At 72.6% G+C, this 19,116-nt stretch carries 11 protein-coding genes; 4 read left to right on the plus strand and 7 right to left on the minus strand.

The features are described 5' to 3' along the window. Positions 1-12: 12 nt before the first annotated feature. Both ACH4U8_RS25770 and ACH4U8_RS25775 read right to left on the minus strand, forming a co-directional pair. Positions 13-228: an MbtH family protein gene (locus ACH4U8_RS25770; protein ID WP_360320693.1), complete on the minus strand. Its 216-nt coding sequence runs from the start codon at positions 226-228 to the stop codon at positions 13-15. Continuing rightward, positions 215-7,621 carry an amino acid adenylation domain-containing protein gene (locus ACH4U8_RS25775; protein WP_395780457.1) on the minus strand — a complete coding sequence of 2,469 codons (7,407 nt, stop codon included), beginning with the start codon at positions 7,619-7,621 and terminating at the stop codon, positions 215-217. The genes ACH4U8_RS25770 and ACH4U8_RS25775 overlap by 14 nt, the downstream gene beginning before the upstream one ends. A 143-nt stretch (positions 7,622-7,764) precedes the next feature. Between ACH4U8_RS25775 and ACH4U8_RS25780 the strand changes: the two genes are divergently transcribed. The 3 genes from ACH4U8_RS25780 (at position 7,765) to ACH4U8_RS25790 (ending at position 11,970) form a co-directional block, all read left to right on the plus strand. Then, positions 7,765-8,946 carry an amidohydrolase gene (locus ACH4U8_RS25780; protein ID WP_395780459.1) on the plus strand — a complete coding sequence of 394 codons (1,182 nt, stop codon included), beginning with the start codon at positions 7,765-7,767 and terminating at the stop codon, positions 8,944-8,946. Between the two features lie 558 nt (positions 8,947-9,504). Then, a complete protein-coding gene (locus ACH4U8_RS25785) occupies positions 9,505-10,632 on the plus strand; it encodes a serine hydrolase domain-containing protein (protein ID WP_395780563.1) in 1,128 nt (375 codons plus the stop codon). Between the two features lie 132 nt (positions 10,633-10,764). After that, entirely contained in the window at positions 10,765-11,970 is a 1,206-nt protein-coding gene (locus ACH4U8_RS25790; protein ID WP_395780461.1) for a serine hydrolase domain-containing protein, read from the plus strand. Positions 11,971-11,981: 11 nt separating this feature from the next. Here the strand turns inward: ACH4U8_RS25790 and ACH4U8_RS25795 are convergent, their stop codons facing one another. The 5 genes from ACH4U8_RS25795 to ACH4U8_RS25815 all read right to left on the minus strand — a co-directional run bounded on the left by ACH4U8_RS25795 (position 11,982) and on the right by ACH4U8_RS25815 (position 16,648). After that, entirely contained in the window at positions 11,982-12,212 is a 231-nt protein-coding gene (locus ACH4U8_RS25795; RefSeq protein ID WP_360320660.1) for a phosphopantetheine-binding protein, read from the minus strand. A gap of 7 nt (positions 12,213-12,219) precedes the next feature. Next, positions 12,220-12,852 (minus strand): isochorismatase family protein, encoded by a 633-nt coding sequence (locus ACH4U8_RS25800; protein WP_395780463.1) that lies wholly within the window; start codon positions 12,850-12,852, stop codon positions 12,220-12,222. Positions 12,853-12,889: 37 nt separating this feature from the next. Continuing rightward, complete coding sequence (locus ACH4U8_RS25805; protein WP_395780465.1) at positions 12,890-14,521, minus strand: (2,3-dihydroxybenzoyl)adenylate synthase; 1,632 nt, start codon at positions 14,519-14,521, stop codon at positions 12,890-12,892. Beyond that, on the minus strand, positions 14,518-15,705 hold the full coding sequence (locus tag ACH4U8_RS25810) for an isochorismate synthase (RefSeq protein WP_395780467.1): 1,188 nt from the start codon (positions 15,703-15,705) through the stop codon (positions 14,518-14,520). The genes ACH4U8_RS25805 and ACH4U8_RS25810 overlap by 4 nt, the downstream gene beginning before the upstream one ends. A gap of 163 nt (positions 15,706-15,868) precedes the next feature. After that, on the minus strand, positions 15,869-16,648 hold the full coding sequence (locus ACH4U8_RS25815) for a 2,3-dihydro-2,3-dihydroxybenzoate dehydrogenase (RefSeq protein WP_379988632.1): 780 nt from the start codon (positions 16,646-16,648) through the stop codon (positions 15,869-15,871). A gap of 191 nt (positions 16,649-16,839) precedes the next feature. Between ACH4U8_RS25815 and fhuB the strand changes: the two genes are divergently transcribed. Then, positions 16,840-19,110 carry a Fe(3+)-hydroxamate ABC transporter permease FhuB gene (gene fhuB, locus ACH4U8_RS25820; protein WP_395780469.1) on the plus strand — a complete coding sequence of 757 codons (2,271 nt, stop codon included), beginning with the start codon at positions 16,840-16,842 and terminating at the stop codon, positions 19,108-19,110. The last annotated feature ends 6 nt before the right edge of the window (positions 19,111-19,116 follow it).

Raw genomic sequence — 19,116 nt, forward strand, 5'->3', positions numbered from 1 at the left:
GGTGGTGCGCGGTCACCGCGCGGCCGGGCCGAGGTCGGTCCAGTGCCCGGTGACCCAGTCCAGCGCCGCCGAGCGCGCACACGGCCCGTGCACGCCGGTCCAGCCCTCCGGCACGGCGGCGAAGTCGGGCCACAACGAGTGTTGCCCGAGGTCGTTCACCAGCACCAGGAAGTCGCCCGTGTCGTCGTCGAACGGGTTCGGCGGGGTGTCGTGGTCACGAGGGGTCATGGGAGTGGCTCTCCAACTCGGTGAGGCGGTCCCGGACCACACGCGCGATCTGCGCGATCGGGCCGGGCAGGGTCATGTCCTTGTGTGAACAGGCCACGTTCGTGTTGTCGATCCGACCGCTCACGTACGGGGCCCAGGTGTCGGGGGTGAGGGTCTCGTCGATGGTGTCCACGGTGGCCCGGAAGAACAGCACGTCGCCGCGGAACACCCGGTGGTCGAAGCCGCGGACCAGGTGATTGGTGTTGAGGTAGATGTCGTTGAGCGCCTCGATCGTGGCCTCGTCCAGCCCGGCCAGCGGGCTGCCCTCGCGGCGCAACACCGCGATTACCTCGGCGAGTTCGAGGGGCGCCCCGGCCAGGATCTCCGGTCCGTAGCCGCCCATGGTGAGCAGTGCCTCCAGCGCCTCCGCCAGATCGGGCACGGGCAACTCGCGAAAACCCTCGGCCGGATACGCGTCCAGGATCGCGAGCAACTCCACCTCGTGGCCCAACTCCTGGAGCCGGGTGGCCATCGCGTGCGCGATGATTCCGCCGGTCGACCAGCCGAGCAGCCGGTACGGGCCGTCCCCGTGCACCTCGCGCAGCCGGTCGACGTAGTGCGCGGCCAATTCCTCCAGTGTCTCGGGCAGCGGCTCGCCGGCGGTCGCCGGGCCCACGCCCTGGGCCTGGAGGCCGTACAGCGGCATTTCCGCCGGCAGGTTGCGGATCAGGCCCGCATAGCACCAGGACAGACCGCCGGCCGGATGCACGCAGAACAGCGGCGCCCGCTCCCGGTCCGCCGCCGCCGACCCGGCGGGGCGCAGCGCCAGCAGCACGTCCAGCGCGTCGGCGCGTTCCGTCGCCTCCAACGCGGCGTCCAGGCCGGCGGCAGTGGGCGCCTGGAAGATCGTGCCGATGCCCACGTCCGCGCCCAGGGCCGACCTGATCCGCCCGGCCAGTCGCACCGCGAGCAGCGAATGCCCGCCCAGGTCGAAGAAGTTGTCGTGCACACCGACCGAGGGCACCCCGAGCACATCGGCGATCAACGCGCACAAGCGTTCCTCGCGCGGTCCGCGCGGGGCCCGACCGGCGGTGCTCGCGGCGGTGTGTTCCGGGCGTGGCAGCGCCTTGCGGTCCAGCTTGCCGTTCGCGGTCAGCGGCAGTCGGTCGAGCACGACCACGGCCGACGGCACCATGTGCGTGGGCAGGGTCGCGGCGGCGTACTCGCGCAGGGCGGGCCCGTCCAGGGACGGCCCGGCGACCACGTAGCCCACGAGTCGTTTGTCGCCGGGAGTGTCCTCGCGCAACACCACGGCCCCGTCGAAGACTTCCGGATGGGCCGCCAACACCGCCTCGATCTCGCCGAGTTCGACCCGGAAGCCGCGAATCTTGACCTGCTGGTCGGCCCGGCCGAGGTAGTCCAGGGTGCCGTCCGCGCGGCGCCGGGCCAGGTCGCCGGAGCGATACATCCGGGCCCCGCGCTCGCCGAACCGGGCCGCGTGCGGATCCGCCACGAAGCGGCCCGCGGTGAGCGCGTGCCGACCCAGATAGCCGCGCGCGAGGCCCTCGCCGGCCACGTACATCTCCCCGGTCACCCCGGGCGGGACCGGCTGGAGCCGATGGTCGAGCACATACACCCGCAGATCCGGGATGTTCACCCCGATCGTGCTCGCCGTGCCGGCAGCGGCCGACGCGCGGTCCAACGGGTGGTAGGACACGTGCACCGTGGTCTCGGTGATGCCGTACATGTTCACCAACCGCGGCGCGTCGTCGGCGTGCCGCTCGTACCAGTCGGCGAGCCGGGCCGGTTCCAGCGCCTCGCCACCGAAGACCACGTAGCGCAGCGCCAGTTCGCGCCCGGGGCGCTCTCGGTCGGCGGCCACGAGTTGGTGGAACGCGGACGGTGTCTGGTTGAGCACGGTGACCCGCTCCCGGGCGAGCAGGTCGAGGAACTCGGCCGGATCGCGGCTGATCAGGTGCGGCACCACGACCAGCCGGCCACCGAACAGCAGCGCGCCCCACAGTTCCCAGACCGAGAAGTCGAACGCGTAGGAGTGGAACAGGGTCCAGACGTCGTCCGGACCGAAGCCGAACCAGTGGTCGGTGGCGGTGAACAGTCGGGCCACGTTGTGATGGGTGACGGGCACCCCCTTGGGTCGACCGGTGGATCCGGAGGTGTAGATCACGTACACCGGATCGCTCGCCCGCAGCGGGCGCTTGCGCTGGTGCTGACCCAGGTCCGAACTCGGGTAGGCGTCCGCGTCCTTGCCGTCCACCGCGATCCGGGGCAGCTCGTGCGCGGGCAACCGGCGGGCGGTCGCCGAGTCGGTGAGCAGGACGACGGGCTCGGCGTCGTCGAGCATGTAGGCGAGCCGATCGGCCGGGTAGTCCGGGTCGAGCGGCAGGTAGGCGGCGCCCGCCTTGGCGACCGCGAGCAGGGCCACCACCAACTCGGGCGAACGCGGCAGCGCGAGCGCGACGATGTCGCCGGGGCCGATGTCCCGGGCGACCAGCAGCCGGGCCAGGCGGTTGGCCCGGGCGGAGAGTTCGGCGTGGCTCAGCGACAGGCCCGCGCAACTCACCGCGATCCGCTCGGGATGCGTCCGGGCGGCCTGTTCGTAGCGGGCGACCAGGGTGGCCGACGCGGTCGCCGTCGCGGTGGGGCCGGCGTTCCACTCGACCAGGGCGCGGTGCCGCTCGGCCTCGTCCAGCAGCGGCAGCGCGTCGATCGGCGCGTCCGGGTCGGCGACGGCGGCGGTGAGCAGCGCGGCGAGTCGCCGGGACAGGCCCAGCACGGTGGCCCGGTCGAACAGGTCGGTGCGGAACTCCAAGAACCCGCCCACACCGCGCCCGGGTTGCTCGCCCACGTTCAAGGTGAGGTCGAACTTGGCGGTCCCGGACGGCACCGCGGTCATCCGCGCGGTCAGCGGGCCGAGCGCGAACTCGGTGTCGGGCAACGACTGCCACGCGATCAGCACCTGGAACAGCGGGTGCCGGGCCAGCGAGCGCGGCGGATTGAGCTCGTCCACGACCCGGTCGAACGGCACGTCGGCGTGGTCGTACCCCGCCAGGGTCGCGGTGCGCACCCGGTCCAGCAGGGTGCGGAAGCTCGGCGCGCCGGAGGTGTCGGCGCGCAGGACCAGGGTGTTGACGAAGAACCCGACCAGGTCGGCGGTCGCGTCGTCGTCGCGGCCCGCGACCGGGATGCCCAGCGGGATGTCGGTGCCGCAGCCGTGCCGGGTGAGCAGCGCGGCCAACGCGGCCTGGACGGCCGTGAACACGCTGGTGCCGCTCTCCCGGGCCAACTCGGCGAGCCCGGCGTGCGCGGTGGCATCGAGGTGGAACGGCACGGTGTCGCCCGCGTACGAGGCAATCTGCGGGCGGGGTCGGTCGGTGGGCAGGTCGAGTTCGTCCGGCAGACCGGCGAGGGTGCGCTTCCAGAAGTCGAGTTGCCGGGCGGCCAGGGGAGTGGGCGCGGCGGGACCACCGAGCAGGCGGGCCTGCCACGCGACATGGTCCGGGTAGCGCACCAACAGCGGCGTGAACTCCGGTGCGCGACCGGCGACCCGGGCCGCGTAGGCGGTGGCCAGGTCACGCGCGAGCGGTGTGGTGGACGCGCCGTCGCCGGCTATGTGATGCAACACCAGGACCAGCGTGTGGGTGTGCTCGTCGGTGCGGAACAGGGTTCCGCGCAGGGGAGGTTCGACCGCAAGGTCGAAGCGGTGGCGCACGGCGTCGGCGATCGATTCGCCCGGCGCGGCGAGATGCAGCTCGGGACGGGCCTGGTCCACGGTCAGGATGCGCTGGTAGGGCTCGCCCGTCTCGCACACCTCCCCCGACGAGTCTGCTGCGCCCGCCTCGCCCGGCGTGCCTGCTGCGCCCGCCTCGCCCGGCGTGCCTGCGGCGCCCGCCTCGGCCGGTTTCGGCGCTTGGCTCGGTGTTTCCTCGTCACCGACCATCGGGTAGACGGTGCGCAGCGTCTCGTGCCGGGCCACGAGGTCGACCAGCGCATGTTCGAGCGCGGAGTGGTCCAGCGGGCCGGTCAGGGTCAGGACGAGTGGGATGTTGTAGGTCGGACTGGGGCCTTCGAGCCGGTACATGAACCACAACCGCTGCTGCGCGGGGGACAGCGGCAGCCGGTCGGCGGGATGCGCCACCGGCTCCAGCACCGGGCGCGATTGCGGCGCGCTCCCGGACCGGACGAGTTCGGCCAGGCCCGCCGGCGTCGGCCGGCGGAACACGTCGGCCAGACCGATCGGTGCCTCGAAACTCTCCCGGGCCCGGGCGGCCAGTCGCGCGGCGAGCAGCGAATGGCCGCCCAGCTCGAAGAAGTCGGCGTCTCGGGCCGGTTGTTCGGCCAATTCCAGGACGGCCGCGAACAGATCGCAGATGATCTCCTCGTGCAGTCCGCGAGGTCCCTCCCGCAGACCGGGCGCGCTCGACGCCGGGTCCGGCAGCGCGCGCTGGTCGATCTTGTCGTTGGCGGTGCGCGGCAGCGCGGACAACACGAGCACCGCCGCCGGCACCATGTGCTCGGGCAACCGGGCGGCCAGGTGGGCTCGGAGCGCCTCGGGCGCCGGGGCGCGCCCGGCGACGGGGACGACGTAGCCCAGCAGGCGCTTGCCGTGCGCCGCGTCCCGGGCGATCACCGCGGCCTGCGCGACGTCCGGGTGGGCGGCCAACACCGCCTGGATCTCGCCGGGTTCGATCCGGAAGCCGCGGATCTTGACCTGTTCGTCGGCCCGGCCCAGCAGTTCGAGGGTGCCGTCCGCGCGGCGCCGGGCCAGGTCGCCGGTGCGGTACATCCGGGCGCCGGGATCGCCGTGCGTGGCGCCGAACGGGTCGGCGACGAACCGCTCGGCGGTCAGGTCGGGCCGGTTCAGGTAGCCGCGGGCCAGGCAGGCGCCGGCGATGTGCAGTTCCCCGGTGACGCCGACGGGGGTGGGGCGCAGCGAGGCGTCCAGGACGTAGGCGCGCGAGGCCCGGACCGGCCCGCCGGTGCCGTCCGGGCCCCAGAAGTAGGCGTCGACGGTGGTTTCGGTGGGTCCGTACAGGTTGATCGGTCGGCTGCCCGGGATCGCGGCGAGCCGTCGCCACAGCGGCTCGGCGACGCTCTCGCCGCCGACCACCAGCACGGCCGGGTGGTGCCGGTCGGGTGCGTCCAGGCCCTCGGCGAGCAGTGCCTCGGCGTAGGTGGGCGTCACGTCCAGGTAGTCGATCCGGTGTTCGTGCAGGTAGCCGAGCAGGGCGAGCGGATCGCGGTAGCCGGCGTCGTCGAGCAGGTGCAGCTCGTGGCCGTGCACCATCCACAACACCGGGTCCCACGAGGCGTCGAACGCGAACGACGCGCTGTGCGCGATCCGCAGCCGGGCGCGGCCGGTGCGCTCGACGGCGGGCGCGATGTGGTCGGTGGCGTGGCTCTCGTAGAGGTTGGCGAGCGAGGCGTGGGTGACCGCGACACCCTTGGGCCGGCCGGTCGAGCCGGAGGTGTGGATCACATACGCGCTCTGCCCCGGGCGGGGCGGCTGCGGGGCCCGATCCGGGCGCGCGGCCAGTCGGGTACGGGTGGCCGGATCGTCCAACAGCACGGTGGGGATGCTGTGTTCGGGCAGCGCCGCGATCGTGTCGGCGGCGGCGATCAGGCAGCGCGGGGTGGTGTCGGCGAGCACGTCGCGGATCCGCCGGGCCGGGTGGCCGAGATCGAGGAACTGGCAGACGCCGCCGGCCTTGAGCACGCCGAGGAGGGCGACCACGGTGTCCGCGCCCCGGCGCAGTGCGACGGCCACCGGGATCTCGGCGGTCACCCCGATCGCGATCAGCTCGTGGGCAAGGCGGTTGGCGGCCGACTCGATCTCGGCGAACGTGCGGGTGTCCGCCCCGGCGCGGACCGCGACGGCGTCCGGGGTGCGGGCGGCTTGGCGGGAGTACGCCTCGGGCAGGGTGAGGTCGGCGGGCGGTTCGGCGCGGCCGGCGGTGGCCCGGGCGACCTCGGCGGGGGTGAGCAGGTCGATCCGGCCGATCGGCCGCTCGGGTGCCTCGTGCAGCAGCTCGACGAGTGCGTCGAGGTAGCGCAGCACGCCGAGTTCGTGACCGGCCAGGTCGTCGGGGGAGTAGCGCGCGGGATGGGCGTCCAGATCGATGCGCAGGCCGCCGTCGGCGGTCGGGACCACGCCGACGGCCAGGTCGTCCACCGGGCCGGCGGCCAGGTTGTGCACCCGGCCCACGGCTTCGCCCAGGGCCAGGTCGCCTTCGAACGCCTTGATGTTGACCATCGGTCCGTACAGCGGGCGGGCCCGGCCCGACGCGCCCAGTTCGCGCAGCAGGTCCTCCTGGCGGAACCGCTGGTGACGGCGCACGGCGCGCAGTTCGAGCACGACTCGGCGCAGCAACTCGGGCGCGGTGTCCCGGGGTTGTACGCGCACTCGCAACGGCAGGATGTTGACCGTCATCGCCGGGGTGCGCAGTGCGGTGGGGCTGCGTCGATTCAGCAGCGGGAGGCCGAGCACGATCTCCCGGGCGCCGGTGGTGCGGTGCAGATAGCCGGCGGTGGCCGCGATGAGCAGTTCGGCCCAGGTGGCCCGGGCGATCGAGGCGGCCTCGGTCAGGCGCGCGGTGCGGGCCGGCGTGAGTTCGACGCTGCGACGCAGGATCGGGCCGGTGGGCAGGGGAGTTGCCGGTTCCCGGGTGAGGGTGACCGGTTCGGGGTGATCGGCGAGGCGATCGAGCCAGAAAACCCGGTCGGTGTCGTACGCTTCGCTCCCTCGGTAGTCGGCCTCCTCCGCGACCAGTTGGCGCAGGGTGCCGAACGGGTTGGGGGTGGGCCGAACTTGGCGGGCGAGCGCGGTGTACGACTCGGCGACGCGGCGGTCGATCAGGGCGAGCGCGTAGGCGTCCACCGCGACGTGATGCACGCGCCGGTACCACCAGTGCAGTTCGTCGGCGAGCCGGAACACGGCGTGGGTGACCAGCGGGCCGGTGGTCGGGTCGACGGCGCGGGCCAGGTCGTCGTGCAGCCACGCCCGGGCCTCGGCCGCCGGATCCTGCGCGGTGCGCAGGTCGAGCAGGTGCACCGGGTGTTCGTGGTCGGTGACGCGTTGGGTCGGGGTGCCGTCGGTGCCGGCCACCACCAACAGACGCAACGTCTCGGCCTCGGCGCCGACGCGGCGCAACACCCGGGCGAACAGCTCGGCGTCCAGCGGGCCGCGGATCTCGACCCGGTCGCCGGTGTTGTAACCGGGGTCGTCCGGCATCAGGGCCTGCGCGTAGACGATGCCGGCCTGGGCGGCGAGCAGTGGCAGGCGGGCGGAGCCGGTGTCGGTCCCGGCGCCCGGGTGCGGGTGACCGGTACGGGCCGGCACGGGCGCCTCGGTCTCGGCGGGATCCGGAACGGTGGTCTCGGCCTGGTGGGGACGCATGGTGTGGAGACTCCCGGGGCGCGACGACGACAGACGGCACGTACCGGCCCCCGGCACGTGAAGTTAGGTAAGCCTAAGCTATCTTCCGAGGGTTCGTCAGGGTGCCCCCGGGACGAAGAAATCTCGATGAAGCGGAGCGGAACATGAGCGTGGCCGACGTGGCGGACCGACCGGCCTCGGATGCCGACCGGACCGCGATCCGCGACCGGGTCCGGGTGAACCGGGACGAACTGCTCGCCCTCAGCAGGCGGATCCACGCCCACCCGGAGCCGGCGTTCGCCGAACACCGGGCCGCGGCGTGGTGCACCGAGCTGTTGCGCGCCCACGACTACGCGGTCACCGCGCCCGCGTACGGCCTGGACACCGCCTTCGTCGCGAGCATCGGCTCGGGCCCGATCACCGTCGCGATCGCCTGCGAATACGACGCGCTGCCCGGGATGGGCCACGCGTGCGGACACAACCTGATCGCGGCGGCCGGCGTCGGCGCGGCACTCGCGCTCGGGCCCGTCGCGGACCGGCTCGGACTCACCGTGCGGGTGGTCGGCACGCCGGCCGAGGAGCGCGGCGCGGGCAAGGCGTTGCTCCTGGACGCGGGCGCGTTCGACGGCGTGGACGCGGCGATGATGGTGCATCCGTGCCCGTTCGAGGTGGCCGAGTTCCGCTCCTTCGCGCTCGGCACGCTGTCCGTGGAATACCTGGGCACCGCCGCGCACCCGAGCCTGAACCCGCACGAAGGCCGCAGCGCCGCCGACGCGCTGACGGTGGCTCAGGTCGCCCTGGGACTACTGGGACGGCAGTTGCCGGTGGACTGGCGCGTACACGGCATCACCACGGCGGCCGGCACCTCGCCCAACGCGGTACCGGAACGGGCCACCGCCGAATACGAACTGCGCACCACCGACGCGGCCCACCTGGCCGAACTGCGCACCCGCGTCGAGGCCTGCTTCCGCGCCGGCGCGCTGGCCATCGGCTGCGAGGTCCGGCTGAGCCGCCCGGAGCCGGACTACCTCGACTTCCGCACCGACCCCACCCTGATCGCCCTGTGGCGCGCCAACGCACGCGAACTGGGCCGCCCGGAACCGATCGAGCGACCCCCCTTCGCCTGTACCGACATGGGCAACGTCTCGCACGCCATCCCCAGCATCCACCCCGTCCTCGACATCACCGGCGGCACCTGCGGCCCCCACGAACCCGCCTTCGCCGAAGCCGCCATCTCCCCGGCCGCCGACCAAGCCATCCTCGACGCCGCCACCGCCATGGCCTGGACCGCCGCCGACTACGCCCTCCTCCGCCAGGGCGGCGGCACGGGCACCACCCGCGGCTAGCCCAACCCGCCCCTCCCACCCGACACATGCGCCGGGGCCGGATCCGCTCCCCCCGGCGCAGTGCCACCACGAACTGCCGAAGCAAGGGCTCACGTCCACTGAAATTGTTTCCGGTGCGGCTTCTGCAGTGCTTGACGGCAACGTCAGCGGACGAGGGTGGGTACGGGGGCGGCGGTTCCTCGGGTCCGCCGACGCGGCTGAGGGCTTCGCCAATCGAGTCGATGGCCTGTCCCGCTCTCGACGGCCGCCGACCCCCTCGGCGCACGGATGCCGGGAGCGCGAGCGCAGCTCTTGCCTACGTCGTCAATGCCGCTCCACCACCGCGTGGGTGTGGTTGGCCCCACCTGTTTGCACCGGGCTGCACGACCGGGTGTTCGGGTGTCCGCACGGTGGTTGGTCGACGGGGCTGCGCGGGACGGTGAGGCGGTGTTGCCGAATCGTCGAGGAGTCGTCGTGTCCCCACCCGTGGTCCATGTCCCTGGCAGCCCGTTTCTCCTGACCCGCCGTCGGTGTTGTGCGCTGGCCGTCGCGCTGACCGGCTCGGCGGTGGTGGTGGCGATGCCGGCCGCCGCTGCGGAGCGCGGGCCGGTCGGCCGCGAGCAATTGCGCCGCGAGGCGCAGTGGTTGCTGGGCGAGGGCGGCTACGTGAACGCCGCGATCGTGACCCGCGATGGGCGCGAGTGTGCCGAGGGGTATGCCGGGCCGGCCGATCTGCGCACCGGGCGGCCCGTACCGCGTGCTGCGCAACTGCGGATCGGCAGCGCGACCAAGACGTTCGTGGCGACCGTCGTGCTGCAACTGGTCGCCGAAGGACGGTTGTCGCTCGCCGACTCGGTGGACAGGTGGTTGCCGGGGGTCGTCGCAGGCAATGGCAACGACGGGCGTCGGGTGACCGTGCGGCATCTGCTTCAGCACACCAGTGGTCTGCACAACTACTCGAATGAACTGCCGGATACCGCCGCGGGGTTCGAGCGGGACCGGCTGCGCAGCAGTACTCCGGCCGGGCTGGTTGCCGGGGCGATGCGGTTCGCGCCTAGCTTTCCACCCGCCGACCCGGCGGACCCGGCGCCGAACTGGGAGTACTCGAACACCAATTACGTCCTGGCCGGGATGATCGTCCGGCAGGCCACCGGGCGTTCCTGGGCCGAGGAGGTGCATCGCCGGGTGGTGCGCCCGCTCGGTCTGGTCGACACCTACGCCCCCGGCGACGATCCGACGCTGCGCGCGCCCTACACGCACTCCTATCACCGCTTCGCGGACCGGGACGCCTGGGTGGATACGACCATTCGCAACATGACCTGGGGCGATGCCGCCGGCGAGATGATCAGTACCCATGCCGACCTGGACCGCTTCTTCACCGCGCTGTTGCGGGGCCGGTTGTTGCCGCCCGCGCAACTCGCCCTGATGTGCGACACCGTGCCGATGCCGGCCGACTTCGAGCAGGTCATGCCGGGAGTGCGCTACGGGCTCGGACTGATGCGCCAACCGCTGCCCGGCGGCGGATTCCGCTGGGGACACGGCGGCGACATCGAGGGCAGCAAGATCCGGATGGGGGTCACCGAGGACGGCCGGCGCAGCGCCGTGATCGTGGTCAACGGCACCTACGCGGACGACGAACACGAGTTGCCCGCCGAGGTGTCCGTGCAGCGACTGACCGACCGGCTGCTCGCTCCCGGGGCCTCCTGAGCACGTGCGCACGTGTCCCGAGGTGATCGCCCGCCCGCACGCGCCCGGCGACCACCTCGGCCTCGCTGCCGAGACCACACCACCACCGTCGCCGGCCCACGCCGCCACCGCCCACCCGGAAAGGAACCCACGATGAACTTAGCCACCCGGCCACCCCGTTCGAGGCTCCGTGCCGCATGCCTCCTGACCGCCGCAGCCGTTCTCGTCGGAGCAACAACGGCCGCCGCAGCGCCGAACGACCCTTCCCACCGGCCCCCTTCCCGCCTCCAACGCGACGCCGACGCCATCCACGCCGCCGGCGCCATCGGCGTCACCGTGCACTACTCCGCGCCGGCCACGATCCGCACCGCCCGCAGCGGCGAAGCCGAACTCGGTACCGGCCGACCACCGCCCCGCAACGGCTACTACCGAATCGGCAGCACCACCAAGACCTTCGTGGCCACCGTCACCCTGCAACTGGTGGCCGAGGGCCGGCTGCGCCTGGACGAGCCGATCGAGCCCTGGCTGCCGGGGCTGGTGCGCGGCAACGGCAACGACGGCCGCCGCATCACCCTGCGGCAACTGCTCCAGCACACCAGCGGCATCCCGAACTACACCGCCCTCCCGGCCGCCGTCCCGGGGCTGTACTCCGCACGCGGCTACCGGGAGAACCGCTTCCGGCACTACCGGCCCGAAGAACTGGTCGCCGCCGCACTCACGTTGCCGAGCCGCTTCGAACCCGGCACCTCGTGGGCCTACTCCAACACCAACTACCTGCTCGTCGGCATGATCATCGAGCGTGCGACGGGCCGATCGTGGGGCACCGAGGTGCACGACCGGATCCTGCGCCCACTCGGCCTGCACGACACCCGGGTCCCGGGCGACGACCCCTACCTGCCCCGCCCGCACGCACAAGCCCAGCACACCTTCACCGGCGACGACCGGCCCACCGACACGACCGTGCTCAACCACACGGTGGCCGACGCGGCGGGCGCGATGTACGGCACGCCGAGCGACATCGACCGCTTCTTCACCGCGCTGCTCTCCGGTCGGCTGCTCGGCCCCGCCGAACTCGCCGAGATGCAGCGCGTACACCCGATTCCGGACGAGCCCGGGCGCGGCTACGGCCTGGGCCTGGAGAGCACCGAGCTGAGCTGCGGCGGGCGCTATTGGCAGCACGGCGGCGACGTTCTGGGCTTCTCCAGCGAGAACGGCGTCACGGCCGACGGTCGGCGCGCCGTCCTGGTGGTGAAGAACGGCGTCGACGAGAACGACGAGGCGGGCGGCGCCCGAGTGGACGCGGCGACCAGGACGCTGATCGACCACGCCCTGTGCGCGCCGGACTCGTCCCGACCGTGACCCCCTGCCGACTACGGCTTGGGCGAGAGCAGTTCGGCCCACCCCTCCAGGGTCGGCCGTTCCGCGAGGTCGGCGAAGTCCACCGCGACGCCGTGCTCCCGGGTCCAGCGTTCGACCAGGGCCATCACCCGCACCGAGTCGAGGCCGTAGTCGACCAGGTTCTCGTCGTCGGGGATGTCCACCGGATCCTCGCCGAGGATGTCGGCGACGTCGGTGCGAATCAGTTCGAGGTTCAGGGCCATGTCCGGTCTACTTCCCCGCGAACAGCGATTTGGTATCGGTGACCACCGCGCAGTTCGCGGCGGCCCATTGCAGTGCCATCCGGTGGTTGTCCGAGGTGAAGTCGGCCACCGCGTCGGCCACCACGAACGCCTGGATGTCCTGCATCCACGCGTCGCACGCCGTGGTCATCACGCCGATGTGCGCGTATACCCCGACGATCACCAGTTGATCGCGGCCGAGTTCGCGCATCCACTCGCGCAGCTCGGTGCGGACGAAGGCGCTGTACTTCCACTTGGTCAGCACGGTGTCGGCCGGGCCCGGTGTCACGGCCGGGGCGATGGCCGCCGCGTGCGGATCGTCGGGGAGCCCGGGGCCCCAGAAGTCCTGCTGCAGGCCGCGCTGTTCGGCGCTCTGGCCGCCGGGCTGCGCGGAGTAGACCACCGGCACGTCGAGCCGACCGCAGTCGTCCTTGAGTCGGGCGACGTTGGTCAACAACTCGGTGACCGGCGAGGCGTCCGGGGTGAACGCGGACAGGAAGTAGTTCTGCAGGTCGTGCACGAGCAGCACGGCACGCGCCGGGTCGACGACCCAGTCGACCCGGTTGGTCGGCAGCTCGGTCGCATCCGGCATCGGATACGGAGCGATCTTCGGCAGTGCCATGACGGCCTTTCAAGGGGAGAGGGGTGAATCGCCCGAATCAGCGTGCGTTCTCGGCCAGTCCGGCGGAGATCGCCGCACGCAGGTCCTTCTTGCTGACCTTGCCGACGCCCGTGTACGGGAACGTCTCGACGAACTCGACGTGATCGGGCACCTTGTAGCCGGCCAAACCGCGTTCGCGCACGAACCGGCGGATCACCACCGGCTTGAGCGGCTCGGCCCCGGCACGCAGGATCACGTAGGCACAGGTGCGTTCGCCCAGGTAGGCGTCCGGTACCGCGACCACGGCCACGTCGTGCACGGACGGGTGGGCGAGGATGTGGTTCTCCACCTCCTCGGCCGCGACCTTCTCGCCGCCGCGATTGATCTGGTCCTTGGCCCGGCCCTCGACCACCAGGTGGCCCGAGGGCAGCCGGCGGACCACGTCCCCGGTGCGGTAGAAGCCGTCCTTCGTGAACGATCTCGCGTTGTGCTCGGGCGCGTTCCAGTAGCCGCGAATCGTGTACGGCCCTCGGGTGAGCAGGTGACCGGTCTCGCCCTCGGGCAGATCCGTATCGGCGTCGTCGACGATCCGGATCTCGTCGTCGGGCGAGATCGGCCGGCCCTGGGAGGTGACGATCAGCTCGTCCGGGTCGTCCAGTCGGGTGTAGTTGACCAGGCCCTCGGCCATCCCGAACACCTGCTGGAGCGTGCAGCCGATCGTCGGGGCGACCCGGCGGGCCGCCTCCTCGCTGAACTTCGCCCCGCCGACGAGCAGTACCCGAAGGCTGCTCAGGTCGAAGCCGCCGCGCTCGGCCGCCACGGTCCAGGCCAGTGCCAGCGGCGGGACCACCCCGGTGATGGTCACCCGTTCGCGCTCGATCAGCGCGAACGCCACGTCGGGGGTGGGTTTGGGGCACAACACCACGCGGGCTCCCGCGTACAACGCACCCAGCGTGCCGGGCGAGCTGAGCGGGAAGTTGTGGGCGGCGGGAAGGGCGCACAGGTACACGCTGTCCGCGTCCACCGCGCAGATCTCGTTCGAGCCGCGCAGCGAGTAGATGTAGTCGTCGTGCGTGCGCGGGATGAGCTTGGGCACGCCGGTGCTGCCGCCGGACAGTTGCAGGAAGGCGAGTTCGTCCGGGGCGGGTGGGTCGGCGAGTTCCACCGGGTCGCGTTCGATGTCGGCCAGTGCGGTGTGTTCGCCGGGTTCGCCGACCACCAGGACGTGCTTGAGCGTGGGCAGGTCGGCGCGTACCCGGCTCGCCAGTGCCCGGTGGTCGAAGCCCTCGGACACGTCGGGGATCACGTAGGCGACGGCCTCGGTGAACGAGCAGAAGTAGGCGATCTCGGTCTCGCGGTGTGCGGGCAGCGCGAACACCGGCAGCGCGCCGATCCGAAACAGCGCGAAGACAACGGCGAAAAACTCGGCCACGTTGGGGAGTTGAACGACCACCCGGTCGCCCCGGCCGATGCCGCGCGCGAGCAGCCCGGCGGCGAGCCGGTCGGCCCGCTCGTCCAAGTGCGCGTAGGTCCAGCGACGGTCGCCGTCCACGATCGCGATCCGGTCGGGGTGCGCCGCGGCGCGTTCGCGCAGCATGCCGCCGAACGTCTCGCCGCGCCAATACCCGGCGGCCCGGTAGCGCTCGGCGAACTCGGCGGGCCACGTGGGACCGAGGCTCGGGGTGCTCACGGCCGGCCACCCACGGCGTGCAGGAAGGTGTGGAACTTGGCCTCGGTCTCGGCTATTTCGGCCTCGGGCGAGGATGCCGTCACGATGCCCGCGCCGGCGTACAGCCGCAGGGTGTCCGCGTCCGCCTCGGCGCAGCGGATGGTGACCACCCATTCGCCGTCGCCGTCCGCGTCGCCCCAGCCGACCATGCCGGTGTACAGGCCCCGGTCGAACGGCTCCAGGTCGGCGATGGTCTGCCGGGCGGTCGTGGTCGGGGTGCCGCATACCGCCGGGGTCGGGTGCAGCGCGCAGGCCAACTCCAGTGCGGAGGCCGGGTTCCGGTCCGGGAGCGTGCCGGTGACCGTGGTGGACAGGTGCCACATGGCCGCGGTGCAGACCAGGGTCGGCCGCTCGGGCACCTCCAGCGTCTCGCAGAACGGCGCGAGCGCGGCCCGCACCGCGGCCACCACGACGGCGTGTTCGTGCAGGTCCTTGTCGGATTCGAGCAGGCCGGTCGCGCGTCGTACGTCCTCGGCCAGGTCGCTGCTGCGCTTGGCGGAGCCGGCCAGCGGGTTGGCCCGCAGTTGCCGACCGGTACGCGAGACGAGCAGTTCCGGACTGGCGCCGATCAGTGTGCTGCCGGCGGGCACCCCGGGCACCGCGAAGGTGTAGCCGTGCGGGTCGCGCCGGGCCAGGCGCTGCAACAGCACCGGTATGTCCGGCGGTTGGGCCGAACGCAGTTCCAGGGTGCGGGCCAGCACCACCTTGTCCAGCGCGCCGGCGCGCATGCGCCGGACCGCCTCGGCCACGCTCACTCCGTACGCCTCGGGCGTGGGCACCGACCGGATGTCCCAGGCGGTGGAGCTCGGTTCGGGCGCGGGCAGCACGATCAGCGGGTCGGCGGACAGCGGCGGTCCCCAGCCGGCCGCCTCCGGGACCGCCAGCGCGGCGCGCTCGCCCTGATCGAAGGGGACGGCGCCGAGCACGATCGGGGCGCGTCCGCCGACCGGGCTCGCCGCGGCCAGGGTCTCCGCGACCCGGGCGGCCAACGGCCGCTCGTCGTGCCCGACTTCCGCCTGCACGCCGTGGGTGAGCAGGGTGCGGGTGGGCGTGGCGAGGAAGCGCGCGTCGCCGGGTCGATACGCGTCGAGCAGCGCGGTCGCCGCGCCCACTGTGGCGAGGCCGGTGGCTTCTGGGGTGGTCACCTGAGGCTCCTTTGATTCTCCGGCGGGGTGTTGCGGAGGCCGTGTGCTGCAAAGGCCGTGCGGCGGCTCGATCGACGAGCCGGTGTCGAACCGGTGCGGGATGGTGTCCGCCGCGCCGGGCGGGACGGTGTGGGTCGGGCCCGGCACAGGTGCTGAGGGTCCGTCACACGTGCAGCGTCGCGCCGCCGTCGACGTACATGTTGTGCATGGTGATCTGCCGGGCCCGGTCGGAGGCGAGGAAGACGACCGCCTCGGCGATGTCGGCCGGGTCGGCGATCCGGCCCAGCGGGATACCGGTGCGGTAGCTGGCCAGGTCGCCGTCGAGGACCCGCCGGGGCGCGTCCGCGTCGGTCCACAGGGCGCGTTGCATGGGGGTGTCGGTGGAGCCGGGTGAGACCACGTTGCAGCGCACGCCGCTGCGGGCGAGTTCCAGGCCCAGACACATCGTGAACATGGTCGCGGCGGCCTTGGACGCCGCGTACGCGGCCATCCCGGTGCGCGGGATGCCGGCCGCGTTGGAGCCGACGGTGACGATGCTGCCCGCACCGCGTTCGACCATCGGACCGGCCACCGCGCGGCTGGTGTGGAAGACCCCGGTGCTGTTGACCGCGAACGTCTGTGCCCAGGCCTGGTCGCCGAGTTCGGTCACCGGTGAGGTGTGCAGCACACCCGCGACGTTGACCAGGATCGCGATCGGGCCCAGGTTTCGTTCGATCGCGGCCACGGTGGCGGTGACCGCCGGTCCGTCGGTGACGTCGAGCGGGTAGGCGACCACCGCGTCGGTGTCGTCGTCGGTCATCAGCTTCTTGACGCCGACCGGGTCGCGGTCGGTGGCGGCGACGATCGCGCCGTGGTCGACGAGGGCCCGGACGACGGCGGCACCGATGCCCTGCGCGGCGCCGGTGACCACCGCGATGCGGCCGGCGAGGTCTGATGGGTGCACGAAAATCCCCTCGGCAAACACAACTCCGGGGTCGGAGTTTAGGTGAGCCTAACCTAACTTCGCACCGGTGGTCGATGCCCCTGGAGCCGGCGGCGCTGCCTCCGGAGGTCGTTCGCGGCGCCGGTGATCCGCGCGGCGATCTCCCCGGAGGTTCCTCGAAGAGCCCTGTCTGCTTAGGTTAGCCTCACCTTATGACTGTGCATCAGCCGATTCTGCGAAATTCGGCGGGCCTTCCGAGCGACCCCGCCGACGCGCCGCCCGAATCGCCCTCGGACGAACGCCCCGACGCCCTGTCGCGGAACCCGCACGGCCGGCGCACGGTGCTCTTCTCCGGGATCGCGCTGGTCGCTGCGGTGCTGGTGCTGGCCGGCGTCTCACTCTCGGTGGGCGCCGGCGAGGTCGGCGCCGGCGGCGCGTTCGACTACCTCTTCGATCGGGGCGGCGCCCGCTCGGACAGCCATCTGACCCTGGTCATCCGCGATCTGCGCCTGCCCCGTACGCTGACCGCGCTGCTCGCCGGCGCCGCGCTGGGCATGGCCGGCTGCCTGCTCCAGACGGTCACCCGCAATCCGCTCGCCGAGACCGGCCTGCTCGGTGTCAACGCGGGCGCCTCGCTCGGCGTCGTGCTCGGCATCACGCTGGTCGGCGTGCAGACCGGATACGGCTACCTGCTCTGGGCGTTCGTCGGCTCGGCCGTCGCGGGACTGCTGGTCCTGCTGATCTCCGGTCAACGCGGCGGCGGTTCGCCGATGCGCCTGGTGCTGGCGGGCGCGGCACTGAGCGCGACATTCGGCGGCATCACCAACGTGCTGATCGTCAACTCGGCCGAGGCGTACGACACTTTCCGCTTCTGGGTGCTCGGTTCGCTGGCCGGCATCCAGGGCTTCGAGTCGCTGGGCAGCCTGGCCCCGGTGCTCGCGGTCGGCTTCGCGATCGCGCTGCTGAGCTCGCGCTCGTTGTCCGCCCTGGTACTGGGCGACGACCTGGCCCGCAGCCTGGGCCACCGCCCCGCCCTGACCCGGGTCCTGGTCGCCCTGGCGGTGACCCTGCTCACCGCGTCCTCGGTCGCCCTGGTCGGCCCGATCTCCTTCCTCGGACTGCTCGCCGGCTTCCTCGCCCGCACCCTGGTCGGCCCGCGCATCCCGGCCCAACTGTGCTTCGCCGCCCTGATCGGCGCGGCCGTACTGACCGCCGCCGACGTCGCGGCGCGCGTGGTCTCCCGGCCGTTCGAGGCGCCGGTCTCGGTGATCGTCGCGCTGATCGGCGCGCCGCTGCTGATCGGCGTGGTCCGCTCCCGACGGCTGGGCGCACTGGGCCTGACCGACCCCGCAACGGCCGAGCCGGCCACCCGTGCTGCGGCTCGCCGCTCGCCGCTGCGCAGGTTGGGACCGGCGGTGGCCGCCCGACTGCCGCGCCGACTGCGCACGTTGCCCGAGCACCTGGTGTTGCGGCGCGGCGGGTTGTCCCTGTTGTTGCCCAGCCGGGCCGTGCTGACCACGATCGTGCTCACCGTCGTCCTGCTCGGCGCGATCGTGCTGTCCGTGTATGCCGGACAACGCGAACTGGGTCTGGTCCGCACGTTCGACGCGGTCCTCGGCCGCGGCGACCACTTCGACGTGCTGCTCGTCCGGGAGTTCCGGCTCGGCCGCATCATCGCCGGGGTGGCGGCCGGCGCGGCGCTGGGTGTGGCGGGCTGCCTGACCCAGACGCTGGCCCGAAACCGGCTGGCCACACCGGAGTTGCTCGGCGTCAACGACGGCGCGACTGCGGCCGTGCTGATCTCCGTCTCGTTCAGCGCGAGCGGCACCTTCGGCGCCTGGTGGGCCGGGCCGATCGGGGCGATGGTCGCGGTGCTGGTGGTCACCGCGGTCGCCGGCGGCCTGGGCCAACGCGGCTACCGGGTCCTGGTGGTCGGTCTCGCGTTGTCCGCGCTGGCCTCGGCGATCACCCAGGTGGTGCTGTCCCGACGCTCGCTCAACTCGGCGAGCGCGCTGTACGTGTGGAGTTCGGGCAGCCTGAACGGGCGCGGCTACGACGTCGCCGGGCCGGTACTGATCGGCTTGGCCGTACTGGTCCCGCTCGCGCTCGTGCTCGGCCGCAAGCTGGACGTACTGCGCTTCGACGACTCGACCGCCGCCTCGCTGGGCGTGGATCCGGCCCGGATCCGACTGGTCTGCCTGATCGCGGCGGTGTGTCTGGCCGGCCTGGCGGTCGGGATCTGCGGGCCGGTGGGCTTCATCGCGCTGGCCGCGCCGGTGATCGCCGGCCGGCTGGCCGGGCCGTTGCGGGTGCCGATCCTGGGCTCGATGCTGGTCGGCGCGATCCTGATCGTGCTGGCCGACATGCTCGGTCGCATCCTGCTGGACGGCGCGGAGATACCGGTCGGCGTGGTCAGCACCGTGCTCGGCGGCCCGTTCCTGCTGTGGGTACTGCTGGGACGCTCGGGGGCAACGCGCGCGTAGGGGGCG

The sequence above is a fragment of the Embleya sp. NPDC020886 genome (assembly GCF_044333915.1).
In the GTDB taxonomy this organism is placed as follows: Bacteria; Actinomycetota; Actinomycetes; order Streptomycetales; family Streptomycetaceae; genus Embleya.

Coding starts and splice junctions, on each gene's coding strand:
- ACH4U8_RS25780 (WP_395780459.1), top strand. CDS start 7,765: ATGAGCGTGGCCGACGTGGCGGACCGACCGGCCTCGGATGCCGACCGG.
- ACH4U8_RS25790 (WP_395780461.1), top strand. CDS start 10,765: ATGAACTTAGCCACCCGGCCACCCCGTTCGAGGCTCCGTGCCGCATGC.
- ACH4U8_RS25770 (WP_360320693.1), bottom strand. CDS start 228: ATGACCCCTCGTGACCACGACACCCCGCCGAACCCGTTCGACGACGAC.
- ACH4U8_RS25775 (WP_395780457.1), bottom strand. CDS start 7,621: ATGCGTCCCCACCAGGCCGAGACCACCGTTCCGGATCCCGCCGAGACC.
- ACH4U8_RS25795 (WP_360320660.1), bottom strand. CDS start 12,212: ATGGCCCTGAACCTCGAACTGATTCGCACCGACGTCGCCGACATCCTC.
- fhuB (WP_395780469.1), top strand. CDS start 16,840: ATGACTGTGCATCAGCCGATTCTGCGAAATTCGGCGGGCCTTCCGAGC.
- ACH4U8_RS25785 (WP_395780563.1), top strand. CDS start 9,505: ATGCCGGCCGCCGCTGCGGAGCGCGGGCCGGTCGGCCGCGAGCAATTG.
- ACH4U8_RS25800 (WP_395780463.1), bottom strand. CDS start 12,852: ATGGCACTGCCGAAGATCGCTCCGTATCCGATGCCGGATGCGACCGAG.